Origin of the sequence: Streptomyces sp. NBC_00582 (genome assembly GCF_036345155.1) — a bacterium.
Taxonomy (GTDB): Bacteria; Actinomycetota; Actinomycetes; order Streptomycetales; family Streptomycetaceae; genus Streptomyces.
Genome location: NZ_CP107773.1, coordinates 221442 through 238382, shown reverse-complemented (window position 1 = coordinate 238382; position 16941 = coordinate 221442). Strand labels below are relative to the sequence as shown.

General features: G+C 70.4%; 22 protein-coding genes and 1 tRNA gene. 20 read left to right on the top strand and 3 right to left on the bottom strand.

Annotated elements, in window-relative coordinates; translation table 11 throughout:
- Positions 1-154 precede the first annotated feature (154 nt).
- Positions 155-1555 carry an NAD(P)-binding domain-containing protein gene (locus OG852_RS50200; protein ID WP_019548572.1) on the top strand — a complete coding sequence of 467 codons (1401 nt, stop codon included), beginning with the start codon at positions 155-157 and terminating at the stop codon, positions 1553-1555.
- Positions 1552-2790 carry an MFS transporter gene (locus tag OG852_RS50195; RefSeq protein ID WP_019548573.1) on the top strand — a complete coding sequence of 413 codons (1239 nt, stop codon included), beginning with the start codon at positions 1552-1554 and terminating at the stop codon, positions 2788-2790. Before OG852_RS50200 ends, OG852_RS50195 begins: the two co-directional genes overlap by 4 nt.
- Positions 2791-2906: 116 nt before the next feature.
- Here OG852_RS50195 and OG852_RS50190 read toward each other — a convergent pair whose 3' ends face one another.
- A complete protein-coding gene (locus OG852_RS50190) occupies positions 2907-3080 on the bottom strand; it encodes a hypothetical protein (RefSeq protein WP_330351843.1) in 174 nt (57 codons plus the stop codon).
- A 159-nt stretch (positions 3081-3239) separates the two neighbouring features.
- On the opposite strand from OG852_RS50190, the gene OG852_RS50185 reads away from it, so the two are divergent.
- From OG852_RS50185 to OG852_RS50155, 7 genes are all read left to right on the top strand, one after another.
- Positions 3240-3908 (top strand): hypothetical protein, encoded by a 669-nt coding sequence (locus OG852_RS50185; RefSeq protein ID WP_330351842.1) that lies wholly within the window; start codon positions 3240-3242, stop codon positions 3906-3908.
- Positions 3909-4008: 100 nt separating this feature from the next.
- The gene (locus OG852_RS50180; protein WP_330351841.1) at positions 4009-4410 is read left to right on the top strand and encodes a hypothetical protein; all 402 of its coding nucleotides are present in this window, start codon (positions 4009-4011) and stop codon (positions 4408-4410) included.
- A 122-nt stretch (positions 4411-4532) separates the two neighbouring features.
- A tRNA-Ile gene (locus tag OG852_RS50175) sits at positions 4533-4606 on the top strand.
- Positions 4607-4681: 75 nt separating this feature from the next.
- Complete coding sequence (locus OG852_RS50170; protein WP_330351840.1) at positions 4682-4963, top strand: hypothetical protein; 282 nt, start codon at positions 4682-4684, stop codon at positions 4961-4963.
- Between the two features lie 222 nt (positions 4964-5185).
- Complete coding sequence (locus OG852_RS50165) at positions 5186-5536, top strand: hypothetical protein (protein WP_329156143.1); 351 nt, start codon at positions 5186-5188, stop codon at positions 5534-5536.
- Between the two features lie 43 nt (positions 5537-5579).
- Complete coding sequence (locus OG852_RS50160) at positions 5580-6026, top strand: hypothetical protein (RefSeq protein WP_330351839.1); 447 nt, start codon at positions 5580-5582, stop codon at positions 6024-6026.
- Positions 6027-6096: 70 nt separating this feature from the next.
- A complete protein-coding gene (locus OG852_RS50155; RefSeq protein WP_330351838.1) occupies positions 6097-7392 on the top strand; it encodes an AAA family ATPase in 1296 nt (431 codons plus the stop codon).
- A gap of 649 nt (positions 7393-8041) precedes the next feature.
- Here OG852_RS50155 and OG852_RS50150 read toward each other — a convergent pair.
- Positions 8042-8179 carry a hypothetical protein gene (locus OG852_RS50150; protein ID WP_330351837.1) on the bottom strand — a complete coding sequence of 46 codons (138 nt, stop codon included), beginning with the start codon at positions 8177-8179 and terminating at the stop codon, positions 8042-8044.
- A 50-nt stretch (positions 8180-8229) separates the two neighbouring features.
- On the opposite strand from OG852_RS50150, the gene OG852_RS50145 reads away from it, so the two are divergent.
- The 4 genes from OG852_RS50145 (at position 8230) to OG852_RS50130 (ending at position 10913) form a co-directional block, all read left to right on the top strand.
- Entirely contained in the window at positions 8230-8454 is a 225-nt protein-coding gene (locus OG852_RS50145; RefSeq protein ID WP_330351836.1) for a hypothetical protein, read from the top strand.
- A gap of 204 nt (positions 8455-8658) precedes the next feature.
- Positions 8659-9036, top strand: a complete 378-nt coding sequence (locus OG852_RS50140; protein ID WP_330351835.1) for a hypothetical protein — start codon at positions 8659-8661, stop codon at positions 9034-9036.
- 289 nt (positions 9037-9325) lie between these two features.
- Positions 9326-10300: a hypothetical protein gene (locus OG852_RS50135; RefSeq protein WP_330351834.1), complete on the top strand. Its 975-nt coding sequence runs from the start codon at positions 9326-9328 to the stop codon at positions 10298-10300.
- A gap of 118 nt (positions 10301-10418) precedes the next feature.
- Positions 10419-10913: a hypothetical protein gene (locus OG852_RS50130; protein WP_330351833.1), complete on the top strand. Its 495-nt coding sequence runs from the start codon at positions 10419-10421 to the stop codon at positions 10911-10913.
- 367 nt (positions 10914-11280) lie between these two features.
- Here the strand turns inward: OG852_RS50130 and OG852_RS50125 are convergent, their stop codons facing one another.
- Entirely contained in the window at positions 11281-11739 is a 459-nt protein-coding gene (locus OG852_RS50125) for a hypothetical protein (RefSeq protein ID WP_330351832.1), read from the bottom strand.
- A 342-nt stretch (positions 11740-12081) separates the two neighbouring features.
- On the opposite strand from OG852_RS50125, the gene OG852_RS50120 reads away from it, so the two are divergent.
- The 7 genes from OG852_RS50120 to OG852_RS50090 all read left to right on the top strand — a co-directional run bounded on the left by OG852_RS50120 (position 12082) and on the right by OG852_RS50090 (position 16941).
- The gene (locus OG852_RS50120) at positions 12082-12591 is read left to right on the top strand and encodes a hypothetical protein (protein WP_330351831.1); all 510 of its coding nucleotides are present in this window, start codon (positions 12082-12084) and stop codon (positions 12589-12591) included.
- Positions 12592-13090: 499 nt separating this feature from the next.
- Complete coding sequence (locus OG852_RS50115) at positions 13091-13282, top strand: hypothetical protein (protein ID WP_330351830.1); 192 nt, start codon at positions 13091-13093, stop codon at positions 13280-13282.
- An 87-nt stretch (positions 13283-13369) separates the two neighbouring features.
- Positions 13370-13768: a hypothetical protein gene (locus OG852_RS50110; protein WP_330351829.1), complete on the top strand. Its 399-nt coding sequence runs from the start codon at positions 13370-13372 to the stop codon at positions 13766-13768.
- 264 nt (positions 13769-14032) lie between these two features.
- Positions 14033-14557 (top strand): helix-turn-helix domain-containing protein, encoded by a 525-nt coding sequence (locus OG852_RS50105; protein ID WP_330351828.1) that lies wholly within the window; start codon positions 14033-14035, stop codon positions 14555-14557.
- 89 nt (positions 14558-14646) lie between these two features.
- Positions 14647-15240 carry a hypothetical protein gene (locus OG852_RS50100; protein ID WP_330351827.1) on the top strand — a complete coding sequence of 198 codons (594 nt, stop codon included), beginning with the start codon at positions 14647-14649 and terminating at the stop codon, positions 15238-15240.
- Entirely contained in the window at positions 15234-16232 is a 999-nt protein-coding gene (locus tag OG852_RS50095; RefSeq protein ID WP_330351826.1) for a hypothetical protein, read from the top strand. The genes OG852_RS50100 and OG852_RS50095 overlap by 7 nt, the downstream gene beginning before the upstream one ends.
- A gap of 28 nt (positions 16233-16260) precedes the next feature.
- Complete coding sequence (locus tag OG852_RS50090; RefSeq protein WP_330351825.1) at positions 16261-16941, top strand: SAF domain-containing protein; 681 nt, start codon at positions 16261-16263, stop codon at positions 16939-16941.

The window sequence follows — 16941 nt, the reverse complement described above, 5'->3', positions numbered from 1 at the left end:
CGACAACGCCGGACCGACCGCCACCGGCGACCTGCTTCACAGCGCTCGAACACCACCCAGTTTCGATGATTGTCTATGTTGACGCTCATCAATGCAGGTGTCATGCTGGGCCGCGCAAGCCATCGACAGATGTCGAACCACGCAAGGAGCCGCCGTGAACGCGCCCGCCACCACCGAGCTGCCCGTCATCGTGATCGGGGCCGGACCCGCCGGCCTGGCCGCCGCCGCCCACCTGCTCGACCAGGGCATCGAACCCCTGGTCCTGGAAGCCGGTCAGAAGGCTGGTGCCGCGGTGCGCGAGTGGGCGCACGTGCGCCTGTTCTCCACCTGGGGCGAGGTCGTCGACCCGGCCGCCGAGAAGCTCCTCGCGCCCACCGGCTGGACACGGCCCGACCCGGACACCTACCCCTCCGGCGGCGACTGGGCCGAGCAGTACCTGCAGCCGCTCGCCGACGTCCTCGGCGACCGCGTCCGCACCGGTGCGACGGTCACCGGCGTCTCCCGCGCCGGCCGCGACCGCATCGTCGACGCCGACCGTGACCAGCAGCCGTTCGTCGTGCACTTCACCCACGCCGACGGCCGTGAGGAGCGCGTCTTCGCGCGCTCTGTCATCGACGCCTCCGGCACCTGGTCCACGCCCAGCCCGGTCGGCGGCAGCGGTCTCGCGGCCCTCGGCGAGCGTGCGGCGGCCGACCGGATCACCTACCGCGTGCCGGACCTGAAGGACCCCGCCGTCCGCGCCCGGTACGCGGGCAGACGCACAGCCGTGATCGGCTCCGGCGCCTCCGCGTTCACCGCCCTCGCCTACCTGGCCGACCTCGCCAAGACCGAGGACGGCGCGGGCACGAAGGGCGTATGGATCCTCCGCCGGGGCATCTCCGGCTCCACCTTCGGCGGCGGCGAAGCCGACCAGCTCCCCGCCCGCGGCGCCCTAGGCCTGGCAGCGAAGGCAGCCGTCGACGAGGGCCATGCGAACGCCGTGACTGGCTTCCGCACCGAAGCGGTCGAGCGCGACACCGACGGCCGCTTGGTCCTGGTCGGCGAGGACGGACGCCGCCTGGACGCGGTCGACGAGGTAATCGTGCTGACCGGATTCCGCCCCGACCTGTCCTTCCTCGACGAGCTGCGCCTGGGCCTCGACGAGCGCCTCCAAGCACCGGTCGAGCTGGCGCCGCTGATCGACCCCAACCAGCACTCCTGCGGCACCGTCTACCCGCACGGCCACCGCGAGCTCTCCCACCCCGAACCGGGGGTGTACCTGGTCGGGATGAAGTCCTACGGCCGCGCCCCGACGTTCCTGGCGATGACCGGCTACGAGCAGGTCCGCTCGGTGGCCGCAGCGATCGCCGGCGACCTCGAGTCCGCGGACCGCGTGGAACTCACCCTCCCCGAGACCGGAGTCTGCGGCGGCGCCGGCCTGTTCGACGCCCCCGACGCCGCTGAGGCCGACGGCGGCTGCTGCGCGCCGACGCCACAGCTCGTCCAGCTCGGCACCCCTGTCTCAGTCGGGGCCTTTGCTGAGGAGAGTCCGGCGGGCGGCTGCTGCGGCTCGTGACAGACCTGGGCACTCCTGCGCGCGGGGCCGCGACCGGAACGGGGGACCGGTCGCGACCCCGCGCCGCCCTTCCCGCCCTCTGCGCCACGCAGATCGTGAGCTGGGGCATCATCTACTACGCCTTCCCCGTCCTCAACCCCCGGATCAACGCCGCGACCGGCTGGCCGGCCGGGGCGACCACCGCGGCGTTCTCGCTGGGCCTCGTCGTCTCCGCCCTCGCCGGAATCGGAGTCGGCCGCATCCTCGACCAGCGCGGCCCACGCACCGTCATGACCGCCGGATCCGTACTCGGCGTGGTCAGCCTGCTGATCGTGGCCGCGGCTGCCAACTTGCCGGTCTTCTTCACCGGTTGGACGCTCGCCGGGCTCGCAATGGCGGCCACCTTCTATCAGCCGGCGTTCGCCGCGCTCACCCGGTGGTGGGCCCCTGATCACGTGCGCGCCCTGACCATCGTCACCCTCGCCGGCGGGCTCGCTTCCACCGTCTTCGCACCCCTCACCGCGGCGCTCGCCGACCATCTGTCCTGGCGCCACACCTACCTCGTGCTCGCCGTGGTCCTCGCCGCCGTCACCATCCCGGCCCACGCACTGGCCCTGCGCGCACCCTGGCCCGACGCCTCAACAAGCCCTGCCCACCAGGCCGCCGACGCTGCCGATGTTGCGCGCAGCCGTCCGTTCATGCTGCTCGCAGCCACCTTCACCCTGTCGGCCTTTGCGATGTACGCCGTCGTCGTGGCTCTCGTCCCGCTCCTCCTGGAACGCGGGTACACCACCAGCCAGGCCGCCTGGGCCCTCGGCATCGGCGGCGCCGGACAGACCCTCGGCCGCACCCTGTACGCCACCCTCGCCCGCCGCACCAGCACCACGGCCCGCACCACGAGCCTCATCGCTCTCGGCGCTCTGACCACGGCCGCGTTCACCGCCGCCCCTGGCCCGTACGGCCTCCTCATCGCCGTTTCGGTCGTAGCCGGCATGGTGCGCGGCAACCTCACCCTTCTCCAGGCCACCGCCATCACGGACCGTTGGGGCACTACCCACTACGGCCGACTTTCCGGACTCCTGGCCGCACCCGCCCACACAGCAGCAGCACTCGCACCGTTTGCCGGCGCCGCCCTCGCCGTACCCCTCGGCGGCTACGGACCGCTCTTCTTCCTCCTGGCCGCCGTTTCCGTGGCAGCCGCGCTCCTCGCACCGTGGACATCCACCGACGCCATACGCCATTGCCCCAGGCAGTGACAACCGCGAAATCCCCTGCAGGCACAGGCGAACCCGCCCTCATTCCGATCTTCAACCCGGGGGCGACGCGCGGGTTCAACGGTTGAGCCCTCCAGGAATCCGCCAACCCGCGCGCTTCAGCGCGAGCCCGCTCGAAGCTGCTGCGCCAGGAATCCGGGGCGCTCGGTGTCGCCCGCCGTCTCGAACGGTTGGGCGCACCGCCCCGGCCTGCCGGTCAGCCGCTCGGCGTATGGCTGGACCAGAGTCTCGCGCAGATCGGTGCCGAGCGTCTGCCACACCCCGGAAATCATCGTTACCTCCTCCGGGTGGGCCGCACGCGTGCCGAGCGGACGCGGACCGTCATCGGGCTCAAGCCGCAGCCTTACCCCAAGAGCGTCCCTGCCTGACGGGGCGCCCCTCACCTCGCACTTGGTCATCCCTGTACCCCTGACCAGCCCAGGAGCATCCATATGAACGTCAGTCCGCTGAACGCCGACCAGCGTGGCCGGATCGCCGACCTGCTCGGCGCCGCAAAGCCCGCACAGGACAGGCTGGTTGAAGTACTCGCCGTTTCTGTCCGTGACTGCGCTCAGCACGATCACGCCTCACAGCGGGAGGACTGGTACTGCCAGAACCTTCGCTCCTTCTGCGGAGAGCGCATGGGGCCCGTACTGCGCCGGCTGCTGGAAGCGGAGGCCGAGGTGGAGCGTCTGACCGCCGAGGTCGGCGAGCTACGCCGAGGCGCCACCCACCCGGTGGGGGCCGCCGTTCGCAGCGTGCACCAGCGGGGACACGACATCGCGTTGCCGTGGGGGATCATGGAGTTCCTCACCGGCGGCGCTGAGACCGCCGCGGCCGCTCCCCCACGCGCATTGCCTCGTGACAACTTCGAGGTCGTCATCTCCTCCCCCGGCGGCCCCCCTCCCGTCGTAGCCGAAGAGGTCCGCTGCAAGCAGTGCGGCGGCATCACGACGCAGGCCGGGTTCGACGGGCAGGGGTGGACGCTGGACCGCCTCGACCGCATGGCCGACCGGCACGAATGCCTTCCCCGGGTGAGCGCCGACGACGCTGCGTGCCCGCAGGCCCTGGCCCCGGACGAGCCCCAAGGGAGTTCGGCAGAGGCGACGTTGGGCCGGTGAGGTCCTTCACCGCCGGCCGGAGCAGCGACCAGGCAGCCCGGCCGGCCGCACGACGCGCATCCGTACATCTCTCCCACACCGAAGGAAATGGAGTAACCCCATGGGGCTCTCGCTACGAGCCGGACGCTCGACCGGTCCACTTCCCCGCGACCCGTGGCCGCAGTGGTCGTACGGCGGTTTTCGTCTCTTCCGTCGCGGGCTCGCCGCACACGTAGGCATCGATCTGCCGCGCATGCAGGGCTTCGGCGGGGACACCGCCTGGACCAGCGTAAGCAGCCCGCTGCGGCATCTGCTGAACCACCCCGACGACTCCGGCGAGATCTCAGCGGACCAGGCTCGGGAGCTGGCCCCCGTGCTGCACGATGCACTGACCGCGCTCGCGGCCGAGGACGTCGACGGGCTCCTGTGGGGCCCCGACAGCCACAACGGGCGAGCTGGCCGGGATCTGGTGGCGCTGTTGACCCTGTGCGGAGCCGAAGGCCTGCCCGTGATCTTCGTCTGATGGATCGTCTATTGCTTAATTGGATTTCCTGCTGTAGAGTTGTGGCAACGGCAAGCGAGAAGCGGCCGTTCGCACGGGCCGTACCCGGTACCCCCCGTCGGGTACGGCCCGTCCAACCACACAGCGCTGTAGCTCAGTTGGTAGAGCGCGGATCTTATAAGTCCTGGGTCGCTGGGTTCGAGTCCCGCCAGCGCTACTTACGACCCACCCACCTCCTGTGCGATCCGCGAACCGTCGGACCGCCCACACACCCCCCGGAGGCGCACCACCCATGCAAATCCCCTACGTCGTGCGGGATGCCGCCACCGGCGGTCTCCTGCACGGCGTCTTCTCGTCCAGTGAAGCAGTGGAGTTCGAAGGGGTTCTGAAGAACCCCGACGGCCTGGAGCTGACTCCGTACCTCTACTGGGCCCCCCAGGAGCAGATGTGGCTTCTGGCGCACAACAACTGCACGCCCGCACAGCTCGTATACGAGGCCATGGACCCCGAGACCGCGCGCGCCTGGCTGGTCGAACACGAGCACCCCGACGCCGTACGGAAGCACTTCGGATAGTGCTCCCGAAGCGGGCCCGCGCGGCCTCCGCCACCGAGCAGTCGCGCGCCGCCAAGTACCGCCGGATCCGGCACCCCGACAACCGCGCCCCCGAGACTCGCACCAGTCCCCTCGGCAGCCATCACCTCTGCTGGTGCGGCCAGCCGTTCAGGCACCCATGGCCCGGCGCCGAAGAAGGCTCGGCACACCCGCGACCCTCATGATCACTTCCTGGAGAACGCCGTGCTGCGCTTCCGCTTCCGCCCCCGTCACGATGGTGAGGACTTCGACGACTATGAGCAGGCCTTCATGGACGCCTGGAGGAGCTTCTGCTCCCGGCGTGGAATCACCCCCTTCCCGAAGTTCGCTACCGGCGACGCGTACCTGGACGCCCAGAACGCGTCGCGCGAGTACGCCGAGCGCCCCCTGAGCAGGATCATTCCGCTGCCGCTCCCAGCACGGATGGGGCAGTTGCGTCCTGGGCGGTACCGGCTCCTGGCCGTGAAGTACTGGCGAAAGAACCCGGCCCGGCTGTGGTGGCTCGGGCACGTATGGGACGAGATGCGAGCCGACTGGCGAGGCCCGGCCGCCTGATGCCCCCGCGCGAAACCCGCCGATTCGAGGAGATGGGAGCGGCATGACGATGAGCCGCGCCGACCGGCGCACGAACGGGAGTGTGGAGTTCCTCCACGTGACGGCGGAGGCCGTTGCCCTCCGCGATCTGCGCTGGTTCTGCGACCACTGGGCGCGCGAGTCGAGCTACAGCAGGTGGCGCCGCGTGCCGCCGACGAGCCTGCTCGTCCTGGAGAACGGGAAGACCCACCCAGGACTCTTCACTGTCAGCGGCGGTGAGCGGGGCCACTTCGGCTACCGGGACGGGCGGCGCTTCGTCCGGTGCCACGGCCTAATCATCCCGGTGCCGGCCCACGCCGACGACACCCCGACCCGGTACGCCTTCCACTACTGGGAGCACGAACCCATGGAGGACGAACCGCCCGTGGCCGACGTGGAGAGCATGCGTTTCCCGCTCCCGGGAGAACCCGCACCGCTGCCGCGCACTTACCCTTCCAGGGATATTGCGTAATTGGATTTATGTCCGTAAGGTTGTGGCATCTCCCGGGGTGTGAGCCCGCCCCCATTACGGAAGGCCCGAGATGACCGTCTCCACAGCAGCAAGCACCACGGACTTCGGCCTCCCCCGCCCCGGGACGCACCTGGTGGCCTTCAGGATCACCAACGTCGGCTCGGCGCGGCACACCGAGGAACTGGACCTGACCGTCGGCAAGACGGAGGAGACGGGCACCTTCCCCATGAACGCCCCGCACGGCCCGCTTGCCGTTACCGCTGTCGCCGCACTGTTCGGGGCCAACGCGTCCGGGACCTCGACCGTCATCGGCGCGCTGGCGAACATGCGTGAGGCCGTACTGACCTCCTACACCCGTCAGACAGCCCCCGCCTCACCGGCTCACCGGCCCTTCGCCCTGAACCCGGACGACGCTGCGGAGCCCAGCACGTACGAGATTGAGCTCGTCCGCGACGGCGAACAGTGGACGTACGGCTTCGCCGTCAGCGCCCGGGGTATCGAGCGGGAGTGGCTGCACAGCATCACGGCCGCCGACGGACTGCGGACCTGGATCGACCGGAACGCCGCGCGGACCGAACGGGGCGGCTGCGCCTATCGGTGGCACGGCCTCACGCCGGACACTGCGCGGCTGGAACACCTCGGCAGCGACCGTACCCTGGCTCTGTCCCTGGGCGGGATGCTCCAGGTCGGCCCCTTCCGGACGGTCTACGACTTCTTCCGCACCGAACTGCTGCTCATCGCCCCCCGCGATGCGCAGCAGCAGGAGCGGGCCCGGGCCCGGCTCGCGAAGTCGGCCGAACTGCGCCGCCGCATCGGCCCGTTGCTCACGGCTGCCGACCTCGGCGTCGACGCCGTGGAGATAGACCCGGCCGACGGCGAGGTCAAGCTCGCCCACAACGCCGCCGGAGGCCGATCGGTACTGCTGGACTGGGAGATGGAGTCCTCCGGCACCCGCGCCCTGGTACTCGTCCTGGAACGCGTTCTATGGGCACTGGAGCACGGCAGCGTCATCCTCATCGACGGCCTCGGAAGCCCGCTTCACCCGCTGCTCACCGCCGAGATCACTACGCTCTTCGTCGCCTCGTGGTCCAACCTCCGGCATGCTCAGCTGCTGTGCACGTCCCACGCGGTCGCCCTTCTCGGCGGTGCACGGCACGGTCAGAGCCTGGAGCCCCACCACGTGTGGCTCGCCGAGCGGGGCCGGGACGGCTCGACCGAGGTCTACCCCCTCACCGACGCGAAGCCGGGCAGGGATGAGAACCTGGCCGACAGCTACCTCGCCGGGGCCTTCGGCGGCGTCCCCGAAGTCAGTCAGGGCCAGATCGGCCGCGCTGCCCTCGCCGCCCGGATCAACACGGGACAGTGAGCACCCCGGCGGCAGCCCCGCCCCAAAGGATCCACCACGGCGCGCTTCGAAATGGTGTCGTCCGACGAGCCCGAAATGGCCATGATGAGTTACTGTCCGCCCGACCATCCGCACAACGCTTCCTGCTACGGGAACCACGCTTGCCGGTGCGACAAGTGCAGGAAGGCTAACGCGGAGAAGAGCCGGCAACGCCGACGTGAACGCGATCCCTCCACGCTTCCCGAGTCGAAGCATGGCAGAGCATCGACTTACAACAACTGGGGCTGCCGGTGCGGTCCGTGCACGAGAGCGTGGGCCGAGGCGTGCCGAAATCGGTAAATGATCCGTGCCGAGGTGCATAGTTGCACCCACCGAGGGTGCACGCGCCTTGGGTCCCGGCCTTGCGCGTGGCCAGCGGAGGCGTCCCGGTAGGAAGTACCCCCGGCTGACCCGCGCCGACCTTACGGGGTTCAGTGACGAGGACATGGAGTTGCTCTGGCGGGTCAACGGGCGCTCCGGGGACAGGCGCCGGCGGAGCGCCCATCGGCGCCTTTCCCCGCGACCAGCCCTGCGCAGCGGCTCACGCCATGCGGTGCTGCGCTGGATTCCTCGCCGTGGTCGGCGAACAGCACCGTGGGGCCCGTCGCAAGCCCGCCTTCGAGGCATTGCCTCAGGCCGCCAATCCACCCGCCACCTTGCCGGAGCCGCATCCCACCTCGGTGCACTCGTCGCGGCCCGGGCCGAACAGCTCGGTCTGCGACGCCCCGGCGGCCTGCGAGGAGGGCGCCAGCGAAACCCTGCCCACCACGCCGACCACACTCGATACGGTCGACGGACCTGTTCCTGGAGGTACACACCATGACGGCCAGCGAGCCCGGACAGCACCGGATCAAGGAGCTCGAACAAACCCTGAAGGAAGTCCTGACCCACATCCAGCCGCAGGGGCACCGGAGCTGGGAGCTCAACACCTGTCTGGTGACCAACGAGCAGGTCACCCGATGGGCGAAGGTCGTCGGGCTCACCCCGCGGTGGGAAGTCGCCGAGGACGAGCCCTCGGCAGCAAGAGGACAGACTCCGAGCTAGGGCACGTCGTCCGCTTGCAGGGCTTTTCGCCGGCGCCCGCCGGGATTGAAGATGATCGAGTCCCACGGGTAGTGCGGAGGGGCCGGCACAACAAGTCTATATTGCGTAATTGGATTTACTCATGTAGGCTGTATGTCATCAGCCCGGCCAGAGCGCGACCGTCGCTCGCTCCGCCCAACTGGCCGCCGACAACGGAGGATTGCGTTGCCCACGTCGATCGACACCGCTGTTCACTTCCACCCCCCGGGGACCCCCGGGAGGCTGTGCAACAACCATAACCGCCAGATCCTCGCCGTCAACACGTGCCAGCTCGCCCGGTTCCACGGCTACGACGACACGATCAGCGACGAAGAGATCATCGCGACCATCACCGAGGTGAAGGGCGGGCGATACCGATACCGGCCCCAGCCCGCCACCTACGAGGCGGTCCGGTCCGGTCTCAAGGCTCCCCTCACGACCGCCGACCACGCCGACGTCGTCAAGGACCGCGTATTCGCCGCCGTCGACCAAGGGCACCCCGTGCTCGTATCGGACGACGACGGCAACGAGTACTACCTGGTCGCCATCCCGGCCACCCCCTGACCCTTCAGGCCACCGGCCGAGCGGGGGAGGAAGCAGACGGCACCCAACCTCCCCCACGGCCGCTCGTTCACGGAAAACCGGACCACACGCACCACAGGAGCCACCATCTCCAGCAAGTCCTCCGGCACTCCACCCGACGTCTCCGTCCCGCCCCGCACCCCGTAGGCCGATTCCGGCCACATTCGCCGGTGCGGCACTGATGCAGGGCGGACGGCCTGTCGAGCGGATCCCGTGCTTTGGCATGATCCCTTCCACAGCCCCAACCCCGCCCACATCAACGGAGCTCGCAATGAAGACCGCCACCCTGGCCGGCACATGCGCCGCGGCGCTCCTGGCCCTCGTCCTCACTGGATGCAGCCAGGACGGCACAGCAACAGCCGGCGAGCACGCAGGATCCTCCCGGCCCGCCGCGGCCAGCCCGGCCGGACTGCCCGACGGGATCGCCGCCCTCGGCTCCCAGCAGCAGCTCGGAGACGAGGCGTGGAAGGCAACCGTGCACCCTCTGAACACGGCGACTCCCCCGGCGGACGGCTCGCTGCCCGCCGGCTGGTCCCCCGCTCGCGTACAGGTGGACCTGACCAACACCGGATCCGACATCGCGCTGCTGCCCGAGACCGCGGTGACCGTCCGAGTCGGCGAGCTCGGCCTCGAGACGAAGCCGTTCACCGATCAGAACCTGGCCGGCTTCCCCAAGCCGGACGCCGGCACCAAGGTCAAGCCAGGCGCCACCTTCACCGCCAACCTCGGCGTGGCCGTTCCGCCGCAGACCGCAGGCCAGCGGGCCACCGTCACCCTGGAAGCGACCCAGGCCGGACTGGCCGAGGCCGACACCGTGTTCTTCGAGGGCACGCTGCCCGGCTCCCCCACCCGTGCCACCCCCACGCCGGCGGGCACCGCGGCCACCGGCTCGGCGATCGCACTGGGCCAGTGGTCATCCGCTGGCGTCCGGGTCTCCCCGCTGCAGCTGGCCGAAAACAAGGGCGGCCGACGCGACGCCACCCTCGAGCTGTCCGTACGCAACACCGATGACGATCCCCGCTCCGGCATGGGCGTGACCTTGCGCGTACTCGTCGGCGCAGACCTCACCACCGCTGACACCGTTTCCGCGGGCCTCGGGTACCAGGACGCGCCCATCGCGCCGCACCGGACCGCTACCGACACCGTTCGCGTCTCGGTTCCCTCCCGCGCCGTCCCGGGCCCCGTGACCGTCCAGGCAGAACAGCGGGGCGGGTCCCAGCTCATGTTCGAGGGAACCCTGAAGTGATCACCACACCCGGCCGGCAGCCCTGGCTCCCCGCCCCGCCGAACGGATCCCGGGCCAGGGGGCGTACGAAGAGGCGCCCGGTCGTCACAATGTCAGCGGGACAGCTGATCATGGAGAAGTGAACCCCGCACCGCACAAGCGCATCCAGGCCTCCGCCCAGGTCACCGTCACCGTCGGCTCCGCGAGCTGGGCGCAGGCCTCGACAACGAAGCCCTCCGAGTCCGCGGTCCGCACGGCCGTGGTGGCCGTGGTGCGGCGCGCGCTGGACAGCGATGTCGTGCTGGCGAAAGCCGGCGCCAGCGTCGCGGTCAAGCCGGTCACCCTGCTCGACACCGCCCCGGAGACCACCGGGACGGTGAACGCCGCGCTGTTCGAGCGAATGCGGCTGTACCCCTTCCCCGTCAACGGGTTCGCCCACGAGACCCTTCAACGGCAGATCGCCGCCGGCAAGACCACCGCGCTGGGTTGCGGTCGCGGCGGACGGATCGTCGAGGCGATCGGCCGGGCCGGCACCGTGCCCGCTCGGCGCGCTCCGGGCACCGAGCGGCCTGCACGAGTTCCGCGGGATCCGCGCAGGCGATCGCGGCGGCCGCGCGGACCTCGGCGGGCGTGACCCGGCAGGAGACCTCGCGCCCCTCCTCGCCGTCCGGCGCGGTCTCGGGCTCCGGCCAGGCCGCGGAGAGCGCGGCGAGGCTCCGGTCGGTCAGGCGCAGCACCAGCTCGAGGACATCCTCCGCCCCGAATCCGAGAACCTCATGGAGAGCCTCGTCGACGGCCGCCGCGGTCAGCTTCAGGGTGCGCAGGACCAGCAAGGGGTGGGCGAGTTGCAGCGCGGGTGAGAGATCATCCAGGACCTCGTGGCCCGCTGGGCATTGTCACGGACCGGAATCACCCAGGGACGCCTTCGAGCCTGTCCGGGCACACCGGCGGAACTCGACCCACGTGCGGCGCGGTGGCCTAAGCACGGGGTGGTCGCGGTTCTACTCTCCGGCTGCCAGGACGAGCGGGTCGAGGCCAGCGAACTGGTAGTTGAGGAAGGCGGCCAGGATGGACAGGACAGCGGCACGCTTGGCGGGATGGAGTGGTTCGACCCGGGCCCAGGCCTGATCTGGCTCTCCGCGCATGGACAGTTGGATGATGTCGCTGGCCAACAGCATCATCGGATCATCGGCGGCGTTGCCCACCGAGACGACCTGGCCGTCGGGTCGGACGTCGCCGGCCAGCATGCGGCCGGCGACCTCGAACGCGGCACGCAGGTGGGCCTCGTCGCCGCGCACCAGGTCCAGCAGCACCGCGGTGTTGGCGGCGCGTCCCGTCACCGGGTCCACGGAAGCCATACGGCACAGCAGCGGACTCACGGCACGCTGCGCGGGAAATGCGGCGGCAGCAGCAGCGGCAACGGCCAGTTCACTCGCCTGCTGTTCAGTCAAATCGGGCACGCGGGACAGCCTAGGGGAAGGTGGGCGATGCTCGGCGCAGGACCACCGGTTCACCCGCTGTGACGTTGACGCCCGGACCGGCGGCGCCCGGCTGAGACGGGACATCGCTGTTCTGTGACAACGAAGTTGGGAACTGGCCGGGGGCGTTGTCGGTACCGGCCGCTATGCTCGGCACAGCGCACCTCGCTTGTGCGCGCCGGCCCGGGCCCACCCCCGGGATCCCGGTGAACCGTGCTGCCGCGCGGGTGCGAACGACGACCGGTGCCCTCTTCCGAACCGCGCACCCTGGCCAAGCTCGTGGTGGGACGAACCGCAACGCCAGGACGCGACGAAGGAGAAGCGATGGCCCCGTCCTCCCACAACACCACCAACCAGGAGCGGATCGCCCGCGCGCTGAACCGCACGACCGGCTGCGGCTACCAGAAGGCCCTCCAGCGCGTGAAGGCCGCGGCCGCCGCAGGGCAGCTGCCCGCCAAGCTCGACCAAGCCGGCCGCGAAGAAGCCGTGCGTACGCTCACCGAGAACCACACCCAGCCTGCCCCGGTCGCCGTGGCGACCAGCCCGTCCGCCGACACGCAGCCCTCAGCAGTGACGCTCGGGCTGGTCCGCGGAGGCCTGGACAAGACCGTGGTCGTGACCGACGCTGGCGCCCTGGCCGCCCAGCAAGGCCACCGGGTACTGCCGGTCGACCTGGGAGAGCCGCTCACCGAACTGATGGCCGAGACGCACAGGGCGATGGAGGCACACCGGACCTTGCGGTACAAGGAGCGGGTCGTCGACGCCATGCGGGCGCAGCGGGACCAGAGTCTGAACCCGTACCTCCTTCCCACTGTGCCGCGGGAACTGGCGTAGCAGGTGGAACTGCTGCTACTGCAGACCCGTCGGCTGCCGCAGAGCGACAACTCGCAGTGAACCGCCGCCGTCGGCGAGGCGGGACCCGTCGGGTCCCGCCTCGCCGACGGCCGGTCACTCCCAGGCCATCGGCGCTCGGGCCCGCGGCTGGTGAGGGTCGCGTCCAGCGCCCGCCCGGGTACTCGGCCGGTAGCTCGTGCACGGCCTCCACCATCATCGGATGCAGCTCGTCAAGGTCCTGAGCGGCCCTGGGACGCCGCAGGGCGGAGCGGCGGCGAGCCGTTGCGGTGCCACGTCCAGGGCGGGCCGGAGGCTAGGCGTACCCCTGCCTCGTCCGCCGTCGCTTGGCCAGTTCCCCCGTTGGCACGTCCGGGCTTCGCTGTCACAGGACAGCCGCGCCCAGGGCGCCGCGCGCGGGAAAAAGTTCCGCCGGCTATGTCACACGCCGCCTGATCTCGACACCTCTATAGGCGTTGAAGATCCCCCGAAGGAGGCCAAAGTGACCACAGTGACCGGGCCCAGGTCCGCGCAGCCCGTCGACGTTCCGGCGAGCGGGGTGGCCACGAGTGGGGGTCTGGTCGGCGGCGGCGTGCATCGGATCACCTGCGCCGTGACGCGGGCGGCGCTCGCCCTGGTCCAGTCCCGGTACCCCACGCTGCCCGCAGGCCACCCCGAGGCCATCGCCGTATAGGTGCCGTCCCGACCAGGCCGCTCGCCCACGCCCACGTCCCTGGCTCCCAGCAGGGGCGGGCACCCACCCACCGTCCGAGGGATTCACATGAAGCCAGTTTCTGAGGTCGTCGTCTCCGCAGCGCGGGGCCGGGTCGCACGCGTGCGCCGGCTGCTGTGGCGCGGGGCCGGCGCCGTAGGAGGGCCGTCAGCCGAGATGACCACGGCGCGCGCCATCGGGCGGGCCATGCTCTTCACTCTGCTCGCCGTCAGCCTCGTCGGCACGCTGATGACGACGATCTACCTGCCGGCGCCGTGGGGTCGCCTGGTGGTGCTGCCCGCCGCGCTCGGCGCCTTCTGCGCGGGTGTCGCCGCGTGCCTCTACGCGTTCCTCGCCTCGCTCGCCGTCGTCGAGGCGGCACACCGGCGCGCCTCGGCGGCCGGTTCCGCGGCGAAGCGGCACGCGGCGCGCCGCCGGGAGGCCCGGACATCGGCAGCTCCGAAGTGACGTCCGCGCGATTCAGGGGCTGTTGCCGGTCGGCAAATACTCAATGAAACAAAACGGAAAAAGCACCACAAAACGATCTTGACGGGTTTGGGGTCCGGTGTCAGATTCGGGGTGATCACCGCTCAGATTCACGGCAGGGCGGTGGTGGTTGAAGGCTGTGCTGTTGCGTGCGGAGGGGGTGTCACATGCGTTCAAATGCGTCCGTGTCGGCCGCGGTGATGGGGAGCGCGCGGGCTCCCGGAGCCGTGTTCGCACGGGAAGGACGTGACGGTGGCCGGTCGTGGGGTGACCGACTTTGCTCCGGCCTCACTGCTGAGCGAACGGACAGGTGCGAATCTGTCGAGGGAGAGGCTGGCGCAGGCCGCATCCCGGCACGAGCCCTGCCTGAGCGCAGCGCACATCAGCTTGTACGAACTCGGTCGCCGCACTCCGCAGTTGAGCACGGTGGCGGCGCTGGCGAAAGCGCTCGGTGTCGAGGTCCGCGTGCTGCTCGTCCCGGTCGACACCGCGGATCTGGCTCGCCTCCGGGTGGAGGCCGGCCTCAGGCAGGGCGACCTCGCACGGATCCTGGGACTGCCACAGGCCCGTTGGTCCAGGACCGAGCGCGGCCTCGCCCCTGCGGAGGCCCGGGTCCTTCGGCAGGCCGCCGAAGCACTCCGCAAACCGTACGAGGTGGTAGCCCGGTCGGCGGTCCATACGCGGCGTGTCGCTCTCTCGGCGCCTCCCGGACGAGGCTGGCGGCGGGAAATGACCATGCCTGTACGCAGGTTGACCACGTACGCTCCTTAGCTCGCACGCGCCTGACTGGGTAGGCCCGGACTGCAGCCGGGTGTGCCGGACGGTGCACCGTCACGACCACGATTGAGGGGGATATGCCCATGGCACTGTCCGCCAAGGTATCCGTTCCGAAGATCACCAAGACCGGCGCGAGCACGGTGGCAGTGAGTCTCAGCGCCGTCGTACTCATGGCCGGCTGCGGAGGCGGGGGCGACTCGGCCGCAAAGAAGCCGTCCGCTCCCGCGACCACCAGCGCATCACCGTCTGCCGGCCCGGAGCAGGTCGCCCGGGAGCAGGTGCTGACGGCCTACCACGGCATGTGGAAGGAACAGGTCAAGATCTACGGAAGCGGTTCGTTCAAGGGCTCCGAGCTGGAGAAGTACGCCGCCGACAAGGCCTTGGCGAAGGTCCGGGCGGCCGCCTTCTACTACCAGAACAACGACCTGGTGGTGAAGGGCAAGCCGAAGTTGAAGGACAACCCGACGGTCACGCTGTCGTTGGGCGGCGAGTCGAAGAGCGCCACGATCGTCGACTGCGTCGACAGCAGCACCTTCGTCCCCGAGAACCGCAAGACGGGCAAGAAGTCCCAGCTCGACGGTGACAATCGGCGCAAGGTGCAGACATCCAAGGCCCAGTTCGGCAGCGGCCGGTGGATGATCACCGATTCTACGATAGACAAGGGGTCAACATGCTGAGCCTGCGCGGCCGCGGGGCTCTCCTCGCGGCCGCGGCCGTGGCCGTTCCTCTCCACCTGGGCCTTGCCGCCGCTCCGGCCGCCGCTGACGGCGGCAAGCCCGGCGGAGGCGTCACGTGCCCCGAGCTCGTCCCCGACTGCGACATCAACGCGGAAGGTGGCGGGGGCGGAGGCAAGGGCGAGAAGCCGAAGCCCGCCGGGGATCCGGGCGGCGGGGGCGGGGCTGGCTCCGCGAAGTGCTACATCGAGTGGGACAACATCGGCGAAGTTCCCTGCTACGACGCGGACATGGGGTGGTTCAATCCGGTCGGCCAGTGCTACTGGGAAATCCTCGAGCCGCAGCCGGCCAAGGACGCCGCCGACTGGGAATGGGGCACCGCGGCACCCGCCAGCGACGCCGAGCGCGCCAAGGGCAAGGTCTACAACGTGACCTGCCCCGGCGGCGGCCGTGAACTCGCGGGTGGCTCCACCTGGAGCCTGAACCCGCCGCCGGGCTTCGGCGGCGGCCCGACGGCCGAGGAGCTCGCGCAGGAAGCGATCAAAAAAATGCGGCTCCTGGGCGCCGACATCGGCAGCGCCCCCAAGGCGGGCAAGACCGGCCTGGTCGGCATGCCCGTGTGGATATGGAACAACAAGGCCCCCCGCACCTGGGGCCCGGTGACCGCCAGCGCGTCCGCACCGGGGATCACCGTCACCGCGACCGCCAACGTGAAGAAGATCGCGTACACCATGGGCGACGGCGGCTCCGAGGTGTGCACCACCGCGGGCACGCCGTACGAGAAGCGTTTCGGCGGGCAGCCCAGTCCCGACTGCGGCTACCGCTACACCAAGACATCCAGCTCCCAGCCCGGCAAGGCGTTCACCGTCACGGCCATCACGACCTGGACCGTCCACTGGGCCGGCGGCGGCCAGGCGGGCGACATCACCACCACGCGGGAGGCCGAGCCCGCCCAGATCACCATCGGCGAGGCCCAGGCCGTCGCCAAGCCCTGATGCTCCCGCACCGCGAAGGAAGCCGTTCATGACCACCGCACCCAGCCCCTCAGCCTCCGACACCGCGCGCCCGGCCCCGGCTCCGCAGCCGCTGGTGCGACAGCCCGTCGTCCGCCGGCGCAGGTCCAGCTGGATCGCACTGGGCACGGCCGTGATCTGCGTGTGCGGAGCAGCAGGCGGCTGGCTGTACACGGTGACCAGCCACCGTGAGCCGGTGATCGCGGTCGCCCGGGACGTGCCCATGGGCGCCGAGCTGAAGGCCGAGGACCTCATCGAGGCGCAGATCGCCACCGATCCGGCTCTCAAGCCGGTTCCGGCCGGGGACCTCAAGGAGTTGATCGGCAAGCGCACCACGGTGGGCCTGTCCCGCGGCAGCCTGCTGACCCGTTCGTCGGTCACCGACGAGCCTCTGGTCAAGGCCGGCGAGCAGCTCGTGGGGGTCTCGCTCACGCCCGCGCGGCTGCCGGCGACCCGGCTGAGCCCCGGGCAGAAGGTCAACGTCATCCACACGCCCAAGGAGTCGGCGACCGGATCCGACGACAACACGGCCGCGCAGACGTTGCAGGCCACGGTCATCGAGGTCGGCGGGCCGGACAACTCCGGCGACCGCGTGGTCGACCTCGCCGTCACTCAGCTCGACGGAACCCGGCTGGCCACCTGGGCCGCGTCCGGCGATGTCTCCCTGGTGATCGTTCCGGCGGAGGGCTGA

Excerpts from the sequence above, each read along its gene's own strand:
- OG852_RS50190 (WP_330351843.1), bottom strand. The coding sequence starts at position 3,080 with ATGATTTCCGGGGTGTGGCAGACGCTCGGCACCGATCTGCGCGAGACT.
- OG852_RS50185 (WP_330351842.1), top strand. The coding sequence starts at position 3,240 with ATGAACGTCAGTCCGCTGAACGCCGACCAGCGTGGCCGGATCGCCGAC.
- OG852_RS50180 (WP_330351841.1), top strand. The coding sequence starts at position 4,009 with ATGGGGCTCTCGCTACGAGCCGGACGCTCGACCGGTCCACTTCCCCGC.
- OG852_RS50170 (WP_330351840.1), top strand. The coding sequence starts at position 4,682 with ATGCAAATCCCCTACGTCGTGCGGGATGCCGCCACCGGCGGTCTCCTG.
- OG852_RS50160 (WP_330351839.1), top strand. The coding sequence starts at position 5,580 with ATGACGATGAGCCGCGCCGACCGGCGCACGAACGGGAGTGTGGAGTTC.
- OG852_RS50155 (WP_330351838.1), top strand. The coding sequence starts at position 6,097 with ATGACCGTCTCCACAGCAGCAAGCACCACGGACTTCGGCCTCCCCCGC.
- OG852_RS50145 (WP_330351836.1), top strand. The coding sequence starts at position 8,230 with ATGACGGCCAGCGAGCCCGGACAGCACCGGATCAAGGAGCTCGAACAA.
- OG852_RS50135 (WP_330351834.1), top strand. The coding sequence starts at position 9,326 with ATGAAGACCGCCACCCTGGCCGGCACATGCGCCGCGGCGCTCCTGGCC.
- OG852_RS50120 (WP_330351831.1), top strand. The coding sequence starts at position 12,082 with ATGGCCCCGTCCTCCCACAACACCACCAACCAGGAGCGGATCGCCCGC.
- OG852_RS50110 (WP_330351829.1), top strand. The coding sequence starts at position 13,370 with ATGAAGCCAGTTTCTGAGGTCGTCGTCTCCGCAGCGCGGGGCCGGGTC.
- OG852_RS50100 (WP_330351827.1), top strand. The coding sequence starts at position 14,647 with ATGGCACTGTCCGCCAAGGTATCCGTTCCGAAGATCACCAAGACCGGC.
- OG852_RS50095 (WP_330351826.1), top strand. The coding sequence starts at position 15,234 with ATGCTGAGCCTGCGCGGCCGCGGGGCTCTCCTCGCGGCCGCGGCCGTG.
- OG852_RS50090 (WP_330351825.1), top strand. The coding sequence starts at position 16,261 with ATGACCACCGCACCCAGCCCCTCAGCCTCCGACACCGCGCGCCCGGCC.